General features: G+C 53.7%; 13 protein-coding genes. 7 read left to right on the forward strand and 6 right to left on the reverse strand.

The window, feature by feature from the left end; all coding sequences use genetic code 11:
* The first annotated feature begins 3 nt into the window (after positions 1 to 3).
* The 5 genes from ACQG03_RS08055 (at position 4) to rmf (ending at position 5,808) form a co-directional block, all read left to right on the forward strand.
* A complete protein-coding gene (locus tag ACQG03_RS08055; RefSeq protein WP_063163384.1) occupies positions 4 to 1,911 on the forward strand; it encodes an ABC transporter ATP-binding protein in 1,908 nt (635 codons plus the stop codon).
* A gap of 13 nt (positions 1,912 to 1,924) precedes the next feature.
* Positions 1,925 to 3,178 (forward strand): membrane integrity-associated transporter subunit PqiA, encoded by a 1,254-nt coding sequence (gene pqiA / locus ACQG03_RS08060; RefSeq protein WP_022647652.1) that lies wholly within the window; start codon positions 1,925 to 1,927, stop codon positions 3,176 to 3,178.
* A 4-nt stretch (positions 3,179 to 3,182) separates the two neighbouring features.
* Positions 3,183 to 4,823, forward strand: a complete 1,641-nt coding sequence (gene pqiB, locus ACQG03_RS08065) for an intermembrane transport protein PqiB (protein ID WP_022647653.1) — start codon at positions 3,183 to 3,185, stop codon at positions 4,821 to 4,823.
* Positions 4,820 to 5,386 (forward strand): membrane integrity-associated transporter subunit PqiC, encoded by a 567-nt coding sequence (gene pqiC, locus ACQG03_RS08070; RefSeq protein ID WP_063163383.1) that lies wholly within the window; start codon positions 4,820 to 4,822, stop codon positions 5,384 to 5,386. The genes pqiB and pqiC overlap by 4 nt, the downstream gene beginning before the upstream one ends.
* Before the next feature lie 254 nt (positions 5,387 to 5,640).
* A complete protein-coding gene (rmf, locus tag ACQG03_RS08075; protein WP_063163382.1) occupies positions 5,641 to 5,808 on the forward strand; it encodes a ribosome modulation factor in 168 nt (55 codons plus the stop codon).
* A 70-nt stretch (positions 5,809 to 5,878) separates the two neighbouring features.
* Here the strand turns inward: rmf and fabA are convergent, their stop codons facing one another.
* Positions 5,879 to 6,397 carry a bifunctional 3-hydroxydecanoyl-ACP dehydratase/trans-2-decenoyl-ACP isomerase gene (gene fabA, locus ACQG03_RS08080; protein WP_000227926.1) on the reverse strand — a complete coding sequence of 173 codons (519 nt, stop codon included), beginning with the start codon at positions 6,395 to 6,397 and terminating at the stop codon, positions 5,879 to 5,881.
* A gap of 68 nt (positions 6,398 to 6,465) precedes the next feature.
* Entirely contained in the window at positions 6,466 to 8,226 is a 1,761-nt protein-coding gene (locus ACQG03_RS08085) for an AAA family ATPase (protein ID WP_063163381.1), read from the reverse strand.
* A gap of 186 nt (positions 8,227 to 8,412) precedes the next feature.
* Between ACQG03_RS08085 and matP the strand changes: the two genes are divergently transcribed.
* Positions 8,413 to 8,865, forward strand: coding sequence for a macrodomain Ter protein MatP (matP, locus tag ACQG03_RS08090; RefSeq protein WP_003858158.1), 453 nt, complete (start codon positions 8,413 to 8,415; stop codon positions 8,863 to 8,865).
* A 65-nt stretch (positions 8,866 to 8,930) separates the two neighbouring features.
* On the opposite strand, the gene ompA is transcribed toward matP, so the two are convergent.
* Both ompA and sulA read right to left on the reverse strand, forming a co-directional pair.
* On the reverse strand, positions 8,931 to 9,983 hold the full coding sequence (gene ompA, locus ACQG03_RS08095; RefSeq protein WP_017694761.1) for a porin OmpA: 1,053 nt from the start codon (positions 9,981 to 9,983) through the stop codon (positions 8,931 to 8,933).
* 356 nt (positions 9,984 to 10,339) lie between these two features.
* Positions 10,340 to 10,849, reverse strand: a complete 510-nt coding sequence (gene sulA / locus ACQG03_RS08100; protein ID WP_032610196.1) for an SOS-induced cell division inhibitor SulA — start codon at positions 10,847 to 10,849, stop codon at positions 10,340 to 10,342.
* 217 nt (positions 10,850 to 11,066) lie between these two features.
* On the opposite strand from sulA, the gene ACQG03_RS08105 reads away from it, so the two are divergent.
* Entirely contained in the window at positions 11,067 to 11,693 is a 627-nt protein-coding gene (locus tag ACQG03_RS08105; protein ID WP_023299743.1) for a TfoX/Sxy family DNA transformation protein, read from the forward strand.
* On the opposite strand, the gene yccS is transcribed toward ACQG03_RS08105, so the two are convergent.
* On the reverse strand, positions 11,650 to 13,812 hold the full coding sequence (yccS, locus tag ACQG03_RS08110; RefSeq protein WP_426726113.1) for a YccS family putative transporter: 2,163 nt from the start codon (positions 13,810 to 13,812) through the stop codon (positions 11,650 to 11,652). The genes ACQG03_RS08105 and yccS overlap by 44 nt on opposite strands.
* 18 nt (positions 13,813 to 13,830) lie before the next feature.
* Positions 13,831 to 14,277, reverse strand: coding sequence for a YccF domain-containing protein (locus tag ACQG03_RS08115; RefSeq protein ID WP_022647660.1), 447 nt, complete (start codon positions 14,275 to 14,277; stop codon positions 13,831 to 13,833).
* Positions 14,278 to 14,373 lie beyond the last annotated feature (96 nt).

A 14,373-nucleotide genomic window follows, 5' to 3' on the forward strand; every position in this document is an offset into this window, starting at 1 on the left:
TAAATGTCTTTAATTAGTATGCACGGCGCGTGGCTCTCTTTCAGCGACTCACCGCTTCTCGATAATGCAGAGCTGCATATCGAAGATAACGAGCGCGTCTGTCTGGTCGGCCGTAACGGCGCAGGTAAATCGACGCTGATGAAAATCCTCAACCGTGAGCAGGGGCTGGACGACGGCCGTATTGTTTACGAGCAGGATCTGGTCGTCTCTCGTCTGCAACAGGATCCGCCGCGTAACGTTACCGGCAGCGTGTACGATTTTGTGGCTGAAGGAATTTCAGAGCAGGCGGAATACCTCAAGCGCTACCACGAGATTTCGCATCTGGTCATGACCGACCCGAGCGACAAAAATCTCAACGAGCTGGCAAAAGTGCAGGAGATGCTCGATCACCACGGCCTGTGGCAGCTGGAAAACCGCATTAACGAAGTGCTGGCCCAGCTTGGCCTGGAAGCGGATATGGAGCTGTCGGCGCTCTCCGGCGGCTGGCTGCGTAAAGCCGCGCTGGGCCGTGCCCTGGTGAGCGGGCCCAGGGTACTGCTGCTGGACGAACCAACGAACCACCTGGATATCGAAGCGATTGACTGGCTGGAAGGGTTCCTGAAAACTTTCAATGGCACCATTATCTTCATCTCCCACGACCGTTCGTTCATCCGCAACATGGCCACGCGCATTGTCGACCTCGACCGCGGCAAGCTGGTGACCTATCCGGGCGATTACGATACCTATCTGCTGGAGAAAGAAGAGAACCTGCGCGTGGAAGAGCTGCAAAACGCCGAGTTCGACCGCAAGCTGGCGCAGGAAGAGGTATGGATCCGTCAGGGCATCAAGGCGCGTCGTACCCGTAATGAAGGCCGCGTTCGCGCCCTGAAGGCGATGCGCCGCGAACGTAGCGAACGCCGTGAAGTCATGGGTAGCGCCAAAATGCAGGTGGAAGAGGCGTCCCGCTCGGGCAAGATTGTCTTCGAAATGGAGAACGTGAATTATTCGGTTGACGGCAAAGTGCTGGTGAACGATTTCTCCGCACAGGTTCAGCGTGGCGACAAAATTGCGCTTATTGGTCCAAACGGCTGCGGCAAAACCACGCTGTTGAAACTGATGCTGGGCCAGTTGCAGGCAGACAGCGGTCGTATTCACTGTGGTACCAAGCTGGAAGTAGCGTACTTTGACCAGCATCGCGCAGAGCTGGATCCGGACCGTACGGTGATGGACAACCTCGCAGAGGGTAAACAGGAGGTGATGGTTAACGGCAAGCCGCGTCACGTGCTGGGCTACCTTCAGGACTTCCTGTTCCACCCAAAACGCGCCCTGACGCCTGTGCGCGCGCTGTCCGGCGGTGAGCGTAACCGTCTTTTACTGGCGCGCCTGTTCCTGAAACCCAGTAACTTACTGATTCTCGATGAACCGACGAACGATCTGGATGTCGAAACGCTGGAACTGCTGGAAGAGTTGATTGATGGCTATCAGGGAACCGTGATGCAGGTCAGCCACGATCGTCAATTTGTCGATAACACCGTGACCGAGTGCTGGATCTTCGAAGGCGAAGGACGCATCGGTCAATATGTGGGCGGCTATCATGACGCGCGTGGACAGCAATCGCAGTCGCTGGCGCAAAAACAGGCGAAGACCAAAAATGTCGCTGAACCTGTTGTTGTGAAAGCAGAAACTGTCAAAAAGTCTCCTGCTAAAATGAGCTATAACTTGCAGCGCGAGCTGGAAGGGCTGCCGCAGCGTCTGGAAGAGCTGGAAGCGGCACTGGAAGCACTGCAAATTCAGGTCGCTGATGCGTCATTCTTTACGCAGCCTCACGACTATACTCAGAAAGTATTGGCTGAACTCTCCCAGGCCGAGCAGGCGCTGGAAGAGGCATTTGAGCGCTGGGAGTACCTTGAGTCTCTGAAAAACGGCGCATAAACAGGGATAATCTATGTGTGACCAGCACCATGCCGATCGGCATATTTTATGCTCGCAATGCGATATGCTCGTGGCGTTGCCAGAGCTTGGTCACGGACATAAGGCTGCCTGCCCGCGCTGCGGAGCTACGCTGACGACCGAGTGGGACGCGCCAAGGCAGCGTCCTACGGCTTACGCGCTGGCAGCCCTGTTCATGTTACTGCTCTCCAATCTCTTCCCTTTCATCTCTATGAAAGTGGGTGGGATGGTAAGCCAGGTGGAGTTACTGGAAATTCCAGGCGTGATGTTCTCGGAAGATTACGCCAGCCTTGGCACCTTCTTTCTTCTGTTCGTGCAGATAGTCCCGGCTTTTTGCCTGGTCGTCATTCTGCTACTGGTCAATCGCGTCAGGATGCCCACCGCCCTTAAAATCAAACTCGCGCGGATCCTGTTCCAGCTGAAAAGCTGGGGGATGGCGGAAATTTTTCTGGCGGGTATCCTGGTCAGCTTCGTGAAGCTGATGGCCTACGGCGATGTGGGGATTGGCAGTAGCTTTATTCCGTGGTGTCTGTATTGCGTGCTGCAACTGCGCGCTTTCCAGTGCGTGGACCGACGCTGGACCTGGGACGATATTGCCCCGGCACCGACGCTCTCGCAGACGGTAAAGGTGGGCGTACCGGGTATCCGTCAGGGGCTGCGCTCCTGCTCCTGCTGCACCGCCGTGCTGCCCGCGGATGTCGAGGTGTGTCCCCGCTGTGAAACAAAAGGTCACGTCCGACGCAAAAATAGCCTGCAATGGACCATGGCGCTGCTGGTGACCTCTGTCATGCTTTATCTGCCCGCCAATATTTTGCCGATCATGATCACCGATCTGCTCGGCGACAGAATGCCCTCGACCATCCTTGCCGGGGTGATTTTGCTGTGGAGCGAAGGGTCATACCCTGTTGCAGGCGTCATATTTCTCGCCAGCATTATGGTTCCGACCTTAAAGATGATTGCCATTGCCTGGCTTTGCTGGGATGCAAAAGGGCACGGTAAGCGTGACAGTGAGCGCATGCATCTGATTTATGAGGTCGTGGAATTTGTTGGCCGCTGGTCGATGATTGACGTGTTCGTGATTGCGGTTCTCTCAGCGCTGGTGCGTATGGGTGGGCTGATGAGTATTTATCCCGCTATGGGAGCGCTGATGTTTGCTTTGGTCGTCATTATGACCATGTTTGCGGCCATGACCTTCGACCCTCGTTTATCGTGGGATCGTGAGCCCGATTCAAGCCATGAGGAAGAGTAAGAGCATGGAAAATAAGAGTGGAGAGGCTAAAGTGCAGAAGGTCAGAAACTGGTCGCCGGTGTGGATTTTCCCCATCGTGACCGCGCTGATCGGTGCATGGATCCTGTTTTATCATTACAGCCATCAGGGACCGGAAGTCACGCTAATTACCACCAATGCAGAGGGAATTGAGGGCGGAAAAACCACCATCAAGAGCCGCAGCGTGGATGTGGGTGTCGTGGAAAGCGCGACCCTGACGGATGATTTAACCCATGTTGAAATTAAGGCCCGCCTGAATGCTGGCATGGAAAAACTGCTCCATGAAGATTCCGTTTTTTGGGTGGTGAAACCGCAGGTCGGAAGAGAAGGGATCAGCGGCTTAGGGACGCTATTGTCAGGGGCTTACATTGAACTCCAGCCCGGCAATAAAGGCGCCCAGCCAGCAAACTATCAGTTGCTGGATTCACCGCCGCTTGCGCCACCGGATGCAAAAGGGATCCGCGTCATTCTGGACAGTAAAAAAGCGGGCCAGCTCTCGCCGGGCGATCCGGTGCTGTTCCGTGGGTATCGTGTCGGTTCGGTTGAAACGAGCACCTTCGATCCGCAAAAACGGACCATCAGCTATCAGCTATTTATCAATGCGCCTAATGACCGACTGGTGACCAGTAACGTTCGTTTCTGGAAAGACAGTGGGATCGCTGTGGATCTCACCTCTGCGGGGATGCGCGTTGAGATGGGTTCACTCACCACGCTGTTTGGTGGGGGCGTCAGTTTTGACGTGCCGGAAGGTATAGATCTGGGACAACCGGTGGCGGAAAAAACCGCCTTCAGATTGTTTGACGATCAAAAAAGCATTCAGGATGCGCTCTATACCGATCACATCGATTATCTGATGTTCTTTAAGGACTCTGTACGCGGCTTGCAGCCAGGAGCGCCAGTTGAGTTCCGCGGTATCCGTCTGGGTACAGTGGGGCAAGTGCCTTACTTTGTTCCGGGACTCAAGCAAATGCTTGATGATGATTATCGTATTCCGGTGCTGATACGCATTGAACCTGAGCGTTTAATTAACCAGATTGGTGAGGATCAGGATATTGGGGAGCATATCAGCGACCTGATGAATCGCGGTCTGCGTGGCTCGCTGAAAACCGGCAATCTGGTGACAGGGGCGTTGTATGTCGATATGGACTTCTATCCAAAAGCGCCACCTATGACGGGAGTCCGTGAATTTGGCGGCTACAAAATCATTCCTACGGTCAGCAGTGGCCTGGCGCAGATCCAACAGCGTCTGATGGAAACGCTGGATAAGATCAACAATCTGCCGCTGAATCCAATGCTTGAGGCTGCGACGGGATCACTGCATCAGAGCCAGGCGACGATGCAACGTCTGCAAACCACCCTGGATAATATCAACAAGATCACGGCCAACCAGTCCATGCAGCAACTGCCGCAGGATATGCAGAAAACGTTGCGTGAACTGAATCGCAGTATGCAGGGCTTCCAGCCGGGCTCAGCGGCCTACAACAAGATGGTGGCGGATATGCAACGTCTTGATCAGGTTTTACGCGAGCTACAGCCCGTTCTGAAAACGCTCAATGAAAAGAGCAACGCGCTGGTGTTTGAAGCGAAAGATAAAAAGGATCCTGAGCCTAAGAGGGCGAAACAATGAAAAAATGGCTAATCATCGCAGGCGCACTGGTATTAACGGCCTGTAGCTCTGGAAGCGATAACAAAAGCTACTACCAGCTGCCGTTAAGCGCGCATTCGGGGGCGCAGAGCAGCGCCTCGCAGGGCAGCCGTCTGCTGTGGGTTGAGCAGGTTGCCGTGCCAGATTACCTGGCGGGCAACGGGGTGGTCTACCAGACCAGCGATGTGCAGTACGTAATCGCCAACAATAACCTGTGGGCCAGCCCGCTGGATCAGCAGCTACGCAATACGCTGGTGGCGAATCTGAGCAGCCAGCTCCCCGGTTGGGTCGTTGCCTCGCAGCCTCTGGGAAGCGATCAGGACACTCTGAATGTTAACGTGACGGGATTCCATGGCCGCTATGATGGTGCCGTTGTTATCAGCGGGGAGTGGCTGCTGAATCACCAGGGTCAGCTGATTAAGCGTCCTTTCCATCTTGAACTCAAGCAGCAGAAAGATGGCTATGACGAAATGGTGAAAGTACTTGCGCAGGGATGGGCACAGGAGTCGGCTACTATAGCAAGAGAGATTTCCCGCCTGCCATAAGTAAAATTCATCGACGAAAGCCGCACTCAGCTTCTTGCTGATTGCGGCTTTTTTTTCGTTTTACGTTCAGGTTGTTACTTGTCCCGCATCACACTTTTTGTACAAACGATCTTCCATGTAGCTCACAAATATGACACCCGTATGAATTTTGAACGTTGACGCTGACGCAGATTCGGGGTATTCGTTAACTGTGCTTGCACATATTGCAACCACTGTTTTCTTTCCACCAGACAAAAGAATGAGGGAAACGAGGCATGAAGAGACAGAAACGAGATCGCCTGGAAAGGGCTCATCAACGTGGTTATCAGGCTGGCATCGCCGGACGTTCAAAAGAAATGTGTCCCTATCAGGCCCTGAATCAAAGGTCCCAATGGCTAGGGGGCTGGCGAGAAGCCATGGGAGACAGGGCAGTACTTGCTTGATACCGTCTCTTTAAAAGAAACCTCCGCAATGCGGAGGTTTCGCCTTTCTGGATGGGGCTAAAAGCCGTTATCAGAAAGCGGAGGTATCCTGGAACAGACCCACTTTCAGGTCGTTCGCGGTATAGATCAGGCGACCATCTACCAGCACTTCACCGTCCGCCAGGCCCATAATCAAGCGGCGGTTAACGATGCGTTTGAAATGGATACGGTAGGTGACTTTCTTCGCGGTAGGTAGAACCTGACCGGTGAATTTCACTTCGCCTACGCCCAGCGCACGGCCTTTGCCTTCACCGCCAAGCCAGCCCAGATAGAAGCCAACCAGCTGCCACATGGCATCGAGGCCCAGGCAGCCAGGCATTACCGGATCGCCAATAAAGTGGCAACCGAAGAACCACAGGTCCGGGTTGATATCAAGTTCTGCTTCTACGTAACCCTTATCAAAGTTGCCGCCGGTTTCGGTCATTTTCACGACACGGTCCATCATCAGCATATTTGGGGCTGGTAACTGCGGGCCTTTCGCGCCAAACAGTTCACCGCGACCAGAGGCAAGAAGGTCTTCTTTAGTATAGGATTCGCGTTTATCTACCATGTTCTCAGTAAGCCTTATTTTAGTGAAGGACGCAGGATAGCTAACACGTGTACGCTGAACAAGTCCGATCAGTTCGTACTAAACCAACTTAACCAGCGTAACGGCCACGGATAACGATGACGAGCATCCTGCTGTGTCGCCTGAGCTATACGTTCCTGAATGGTCTGCATCAGGGTTGTCTGGCCTTCGCCGTCCCAGACCAGGTTTGTCAGTAAGGGTAGTGCATCCTCAACTCCTTCGATGGCCCAGACGGAGAATTGTTCCTGCTCTACCGCATCCAGAATCGCCTGGCTCAGGCTCAAATGGCGAGCGTTAGGTGCCGGAATAATCACGCCCTGTTTGCCGTTTAAACCGCGCTGCTGGCAGATTGCGAAGAAGCCTTCGATTTTCTCATTCAGTCCGCCCACCGGTTGGGCACGGCCAAACTGATCCACGGACCCGGTAATCGCAATATTCTGGTTAATCGGCACGTCTGCAAGCGCGCTGATCACGGCACACAGCTCCGCCATCGAGGCGCTGTCGCCGTCGACTTCACTGTAGGACTGCTCAAAGGTCAACGAGGCAGAGAAGGGGATCTGCTGCTCGAGCTGAAGTTCAGACATCAGGAACGCCTGCATGATCATCATGCCTTTGGCATGAATGTTTCCGCCCAGTTCGGCCTTGCGTTCGATATCGGTAAATTCGCCGTCACCAATGTGTACGACACAGCTGATACGGGAAGGCTCACCAAAGGCGCGCGGGTGTCCGGGGAACTCGATGACGGACAAGGCGTTGATTTGCCCGATACGTTCGCCTTCGGTCTCCACCAGAATCTGTTCCAGAAGAATTTCATCCTGCATACGGTCAGCAAGATAACCTTCACGCCATTCACGCTGGGCCAGCATCTGGCTAAGCTGCTCGCCGGTAAACGGACCGTTACCGCTGATAACCCCCACTTCACGCAGCTGTTTACCGATCCAGAGCGGGCAGAGCGGCAGGGTTTCCTGATCGCCAGTGTAGCGTACGGCCTCGCGGATTAAGCCCGGCCACGCATCCTCGGCAGGCGAGGGCAGTGCGAAACGTTCCGCCACGGCCATAACCCACTGACACCACTGCGCCATGTCATCGGCATCGGCGATCTGAATATTGTCTTCAAATTCGCTATAGACAGCCTGCTCCGCGAGTTCTGGCTCCATTTCCTGGAAATCAGCCAGAGATTCACGGTCGCCCGTCAGCACGACGGTCAGCGACAGCGGCATAGACGGAATGGATACAGGCAGCGGACGCGAATCGTCGTAGCCTACCCAGTCAAAACGTTGCTGCGTCACCACCGTTTTCAGGCGCATCCACAGCAGAGGCTGAGCAAGCAGGGTGCGAAGGGAGATGAGCAACACGCCGCCATTCGCGCGGTGTACCAGCCCCGGTTGCAGTGACACATCGCCATTGAACTGACGAAGGCAGCCGAACAGCTGTTCTGCTTCCACCCAGTTGGCGGTGATCACCTCGCCTTTTGCAGCGAACTGTCCGTCTGCCTGCATGGCAGGTTCGTACGTCACGTCACGTCCGGCAATATGATATTGGCCACCAAAAACGGCATTCGTTTTTGGCTGCAACTGGCGCATGGCATCACCGAGAAGCGTCAGATACTCGGCTTCTTCCGGGGCTTTGAGCAGCATGAAAGGAGATGTAGCCCATGGGGATGACATCTGCTCCAGCGCGTAATGCAAACGCGGTTGTGTATCGCTAAGTATGAATTCGTGTTCTTTTGTGAGGTCTGGCTGTGCAAACAGCTCCTGATAGCTCTCGGTATCCGGAACCAGGTCACGCCATGCAAGTTTCGTAATGGTCAAAGTTGATGTTTTTTAGTCAGAAGTAAAACCGTGGAGTATACCGTAAGCGGCGCACTCTGCCCAATCAGGATTCGGGTTTTCGTCATGCGGATCGCCTGCGGCGTTTCACAGGATATGATTTCTTTTCAGCAGATTGCCAAAAAACTGATATTCTGAACAGAGTTACACGGTAACACTGAGATCGCAATGAAATATCAACAACTGGAAAACCTCGAAAGCGGCTGGAAATGGAAGTACCTGGTCAAAAAGCACCGTGAAGGGGAGCTGATCACCTGCTACATCGAAGCCAGCGCGGCGCAAGAAGCTGTGGATATGTTGCTGACCCTCGAAAACGAACCGGTACTGGTCAACGGCTGGATTGAGAAACACATTAATCCGGCCCTGTTAAACCGGATGAAGCAAACTATCCGTGCTCGTCGTAAACGGCATTTCAATGCCGAGCATCAGCACACCCGTAAGAAATCCATCGACCTGGAGTTTATGGTCTGGCAGCGTCTGGCCGGGCTGGCGCAACGGCGCGGGAAAACCCTGTCGGAAACGGTGGTGCAGCTGATTGAAGATGCCGAGCACAAAGAGAAGTATGCCAGTCAGATGTCGACGCTGAAGAACGATCTACAGGCACTGTTAGGTAAAAAATAAGCGTTTTGCTTTTCTTCAGATAATAAAAAACCCCGCATGGCGGGGTTTTTTTATAAGACGATAACTTATGCCGCAGGCTGAGTTACAACGTCTTTGATACCTTTAACTTCGATCTCTACGCGACGATCTGGTGCCAGGCAGTCGATCAGTGCAGCGCGTGGTTTCACGTTGTCACAGGTAGAACCGGTAACTGGGTTAGATTCGCCCATACCACGTGGGGAGATCTTGTTAGCTGGGATACCTTTAGATACCAGGTAATCAACTACAGACTGAGCACGTTTCTCAGACAGACCCTGGTTGTAAGCGTCAGAACCGATACGGTCGGTGAAGCCCAGAACCACTACAGAACCGTCTTTAGGATCCAGGTTGCTCAGCTGGGTGTACAGCTGATCCAGTGCCTGCTGACCTTCTGGTTTCAGGGTAGCTTTGTTGAAGTTGAACAGAACGTCAGACTTCAGAGTGAAGTGCTTGGTCTGTACTTCTGGCGCTGGAGCCGGAGCTGGAGCTACGACTGGCGCATCTTCCTGCTGACCGAAACGGTAAGAAACACCAACGCTCAGCATGCCGTTGTCTGGACGAACGCCAACGGTAGCACCGTCACCGATGTTGTTAACCCACTGGTATTCCAGACGGGTAGCGATGTCACGGGTCATTGCCCACTCAACGCCACCAGCGAATACTGGGGAAACACCCGTGTCGTGGTCGTCACCAGCGATGCTGTTGCTGGAGTCTGCACGCCATACCATGCCGCCCAGACGGGTGTACACGTCCAGATCGTCAGTTACTGGGTAACCCAGTTTAGCGGTCAGCTGTACGCCTTGAGCTTTGAAAGCGCCATTTACGTTGTCGCCTTTGTAAGGCATACGACCTAACCAGTCGTAACCCATTTCAAAGCCAACATACGGGTTAACCTGATAGCCACCGAACGCACCTGCACCCAGCTGGCTCTCGTGAGTAGGGCCATCGTTGTTCAGGCTGCTGTTGTACCAACCGGTGTCATGGAACTGAGACCAACCCAGTTTACCACCTGCATACCAGGTATTATCTTTCGGAGCGGCCTGCGCTACGGTAGCGAAGCCAGCCAGTGCCACTGCAATCGCGATAGCTGTCTTTTTCATTTTTTGCGCCTCGTTATCATCCAAAATTTGCCATGAATATCTCCATCGGAGGAATCACGGTTAAATCCTTCACCGGGGGGCGTGGTCAAATATAAACCTACCGATATCTTCGGCTTAGGCCGAGCACCCCTGGCGATGTAAAGTCTACAACGTAGCTGAAAACTTACAAGTGTGAAGTCCGTCAGGCATATGAAAAAAAAAGTTCCGTATACCTAATATTTAACAATTTTTGAACGAATTTTGTGCAGTAAAATTAACGAGAACCGCGTCAGACAAGCCTTGCCGCAGTTTTGGCGCGTTGAACTTTTTTTGCATACTGCGGTCGAAAAAAATTCCAGGAAAACTCTTAAAATGACTCAATGGTACACATTTGAGTGAATTTTTAGCCCGGGATGTTGTCCTCTGCGATAGGAATCTCCACGAACTGGCCGCATGATGAAACCCATCGCGTTACCTTCTTCAGCCGCTTCAGTCAGACGCAAATGTTCCTCTTGCGACAGATCCTCAGGCAACCACCCAATCACGACGCTATAGTTCCCGGTACGTAATGCCCGGACCATCGACTCGACCGTATCGCAAGGGGAGAGTTGATTAATCTGCATCACCTTCGCTAACGGCAGCCCAGCCGACTGAACCCATTCGCGACTTAATTTTTGCTGTGGCGTCAGCCAGAGCTGCCAGCGAGACTGTTGCCCGAGCTGCTGCAAAAGCGGCAGGAGTAAGAGTTGTGTCAACAGCGGCTGGTCTTCACGGTAAACCACTTCACTGATAAGCCCTGTCGATTCACGCCCGATAGAATTCTGCGCAGCATTGCCTGCGGCAGAAGTAGAAGGTGTTAAGTGATTTGCATAGCCTGAAGTGTACATATTCATTCCAGCCCTGTAGTTACTGTATGGATATACAGTAACCCCTGTATGCATAAAGATCAACCTCATTTTCGGAAAGCGACTCGCAAATTTCATCCATTCCTGGTGAACCTGAAAAAATCATCTTGCCCAACGGCAATAAGTTGCCTATTTTCCTGCTAACGGATCCGTTAGTAAGAAATATCGTGGTTACTGTATGATTTTTAATGGAATTATCATGAAAAAGATATCTTATGATCGGATTTATCAATCTCAAGAATACCTCTCTCCGCTGGGCGAAATTCATCATCGCGCCCTGTTTGGCGGTTATACCCTGGCCGTGGATGAAGCGGTGTTCGCGATGGTGTCTGACGGTGAGCTTTACCTTCGCGCCTGTGAGCAAAGTGCAAAATACTGTGTAAAAAACGCCTCTTCTTTTCTGACCCTGATGAAACGAGGACGTCCTGTGCTGCTTAATTACTACCGTGTGGATGAAGGTCTGTGGCAAAACAGGGAAAAACTGCTTCAGCTCTCCTCGTTTGCGCTCGATGCCGCCAGGAAAGAGCGCTACCAGCGCCATCAGCGTAACCGGCTTAAAGATCTGCCGAACCTGACCTTTCAGATTGAGGTCCTGCTTATGGAGGCGGGCATTACCAATGAAGAGACGCTACGACAGTTGGGGGCGAAGACGAGCTGGCTGAAAATGCGCTCTAAGAATAAAGCGCTGAGTATCCGGGTATTGTTCGCGCTTGAAGGCGCGATTGAAGGATTACATGAAGCGGCACTCCCGGCGGATATTCGCCGGGAGCTTACGGAGTGGTTTAATGCGCTGCCTGAGTCGCAGGGCCATCATTCCGCCAGGTAGCGATCTGCTGTCGCAGCCGACAAATTTCCGGCAGCAAAGCGATAAGCAGGCCAATTTGCTGAAGGACCAGCGGAGCTTTGTTGTCGGTGCCTGGATCAAGGTGTGCGATACGTTGCACCAGTTCATCCAGTGCCTGGTGAACCCGTGGCTCATCCGCAGGTTGATGATGAAGCGCATCATCAACGTAGCAAACGGCATCGTCCAGTAGTGCCAGGATGCCCGGATTCGTCAGTTTCTCTCGGTGGGCGCCAAGGGTAGAGATATAGCTGGTGAACGTGTGGTTCAGACACAGCAGGCGGAAGGCTGTCTCCCGGATTTCTGCCGTGGCGCGCGGCTCAGTTGACATATTCGAGACAACGGAAGCCAGCTCTGCGTCAGTGTTATGCGCATCGCGACGGGCAATCCGATAGGCCAGACGGTTATCGCGACCTTGATGGTATTGCTCAAGAATAGCGTCCAGATAGCGGCAGTTGGCGTTCATTGCTCTGTCGGACACGCGCGGTAAATTTCGGAAACGCCAGTCCGGCCAGATAAAGCTCACCGCCGCCCAGGCGATGGCGCAGCCGATAAGCGTGTCGATCACACGGGGGAGGGCCACTTCAAAGCCTTCACCCAGCAGATTGAAGCAGAGCAGAACCAGCAGCGTGATGAACATCGTGGCGTGGGCATACTGCACATTGCGGAAGGCGAAGAACAGTACCCCGGTAATCACAATCAGGATCAGTTGCCCTTCTACTGAAGGCACAAAATAGAGCACCGGCAGTCCGATGGCGACCCCGACTAATGTCCCGACAATACGCAGCGCGAGCCGATGGCGGGTAGCGTTATAGTTCGGCTGGCAGACAAACAGGCTGGTCAGCAGGATCCAGTAGCCGTGGTGCAATCCTGTTATCTGGATAAACGCGTAGCCGACGCACAGTACCAACGACATCCTTACCGCATGGCGAAAGAGGGCGGATTCCGGCGTAAAATGACGGCTCAGGCGTAGCCATATATCGCTGAAACCGTTGAGACTGTCGTCGGCAAGCTGGTTGTCAGCGTCATTGCCCGGCATCGCCATCGCCTGTTCAGACTCAATGGTGGCGAGCTGAGCATCGATGGCTCTCAGGTTGTTGAGCAGGAATCCCAGGGCTTTGAACTGTTCCGGCGAAGTTCCACTGGCCTGGACGCGATCGAGCGCCGCATCCAGGTGGCTGAATGCGCGTTCAAAGCGAGGATCGTGCTGATAGGGCGTGCGCAGCAGTATTGAGCGCGCAAGTTGCTGGCAGGCCTGAGACTGCATCGACAGCAGACGCTGGAAACGGAACATCACGTCGCTGTAGCGGAATTTCTCGCGCAGGTCAGCGTATTGCACATGCGAGGAGCTGGCGCGCTCGTGAATATCCTGGGCAACAAAGTAGTAGTGCAGGGTGCGCCGGGTACCGCGCTGACCGCGATCGCCGCGCAGACGGGTGAGCAGAGACGCTTTGGTCTGATTCAGCGTGGCGACCAGTTGGCCATTTGCCAGCGCCAGATCGTACAGGGGCGCCTGGCTGTCCTCTTCGATATCCGGATCAAACAGCCGGGATTTCAGCTCCAGATAGTGGGCCAGCTGTTCGTAACTGCGGGCAATGTTGTCCTGTAAGGCACGAACCGGAAAAATAAGATGCCCGGTTAAGGTCAGCAGGTTATACCAGATAGCGCCCAATAGCAGCAGGACCGGTTGCTGATACCACTGATAGTAAAGAGAGACGCCCAGCATGGTGTAAATGGCAATCAGCAGGGCGCCAAACGCGATAGTGGCGTAGCGTTGCCCGAGGCCGCCGAGCAAAATGAAGCCGCTGGTGGACACCGTCAGCCCTAAGGCAAACAGCCAGGGCCACGGGAAAAGCAGCTCAACGGAGGCGGAAGCAATAAAGAAGCAGACCAGCGTGATGACCAGATTACGCAAACGACCGGCCAGGCGGTCGTCGAGATCCGCCAGCGCGCCGGCCACCACCCCAAGCGTGAGGGGGATGGTGAGCTTCACATCATTCAGCCACCACGGCAGAGCGACGGTGCCGCAGAGGGCGATAAATATCCTGACGTTATACAGCCAGTTACTGTTCCATGTATAGCGACGAAGCAGGGGGCTTAGCATGAGAGCGGCCAGTCCTTATTACTGAAAACGACGACGGGCATTGGCTTCACGCGCGGCTTGCGCGACTTCGACCGGAACAACTCGGCGTCCTACCGGCCACAGGGCGATGGTGGCAATTTTGAAATTAGCGAGGCCAACCGGAATGCCAATAATCGTAATGCACTGGGCGATACCGGCGAAGATATGCATCAGACACAGCCACCAGCCAAAGAAGATTAGCCATAAAATATTCAGCAGCGTGCCGCCGGTATTCATCAGAGCATTTTTTCTTTCCGGCTCCAGTTCATCCACGTGCACGGCTTCATTTCCATAAGGAACGAGGGACAGTTTGGTGATTTCCCAGCAGGAGCGCGTCAGCGGAAGGGTGAAGATAAGCACGATGCTCACCAGGGTGGCAAAAAGCCAGGAAAGGGTGGTGGCAAAACCGCCAAGGACAAAATTCAACACATTCAGAACGGTACGCATAAACCCTCATTTCCTTCGATATGATTAACGCCCGGTGATTGTAACGTTTTTTTGGGCTGGAGCACCTTAAAACTGGCAGTTAAACTGTCTGACAAA

This window comes from Enterobacter cloacae complex sp. 342H5 (assembly GCF_050030905.1).
In the GTDB taxonomy this organism is placed as follows: Bacteria; Pseudomonadota; Gammaproteobacteria; order Enterobacterales; family Enterobacteriaceae; genus Enterobacter; species Enterobacter intestinihominis.

What these genes read in the sequence shown, in the direction of transcription:
- ACQG03_RS08055 (WP_063163384.1), top strand. Translation starts at nt 4, where the DNA reads ATGTCTTTAATTAGTATGCACGGCGCGTGGCTCTCTTTCAGCGACTCA.
- pqiC (WP_063163383.1), top strand. Translation starts at nt 4,820, where the DNA reads ATGAAAAAATGGCTAATCATCGCAGGCGCACTGGTATTAACGGCCTGT.
- rmf (WP_063163382.1), top strand. Translation starts at nt 5,641, where the DNA reads ATGAAGAGACAGAAACGAGATCGCCTGGAAAGGGCTCATCAACGTGGT.
- yccS (WP_426726113.1), bottom strand. Translation starts at nt 13,812, where the DNA reads ATGCTAAGCCCCCTGCTTCGTCGCTATACATGGAACAGTAACTGGCTG.
- matP (WP_003858158.1), top strand. Translation starts at nt 8,413, where the DNA reads ATGAAATATCAACAACTGGAAAACCTCGAAAGCGGCTGGAAATGGAAG.
- ACQG03_RS08115 (WP_022647660.1), bottom strand. Translation starts at nt 14,277, where the DNA reads ATGCGTACCGTTCTGAATGTGTTGAATTTTGTCCTTGGCGGTTTTGCC.
- sulA (WP_032610196.1), bottom strand. Translation starts at nt 10,849, where the DNA reads ATGTACACTTCAGGCTATGCAAATCACTTAACACCTTCTACTTCTGCC.
- fabA (WP_000227926.1), bottom strand. Translation starts at nt 6,397, where the DNA reads ATGGTAGATAAACGCGAATCCTATACTAAAGAAGACCTTCTTGCCTCT.
- ACQG03_RS08105 (WP_023299743.1), top strand. Translation starts at nt 11,067, where the DNA reads ATGAAAAAGATATCTTATGATCGGATTTATCAATCTCAAGAATACCTC.
- ompA (WP_017694761.1), bottom strand. Translation starts at nt 9,983, where the DNA reads ATGAAAAAGACAGCTATCGCGATTGCAGTGGCACTGGCTGGCTTCGCT.
- pqiB (WP_022647653.1), top strand. Translation starts at nt 3,183, where the DNA reads ATGGAAAATAAGAGTGGAGAGGCTAAAGTGCAGAAGGTCAGAAACTGG.
- pqiA (WP_022647652.1), top strand. Translation starts at nt 1,925, where the DNA reads ATGTGTGACCAGCACCATGCCGATCGGCATATTTTATGCTCGCAATGC.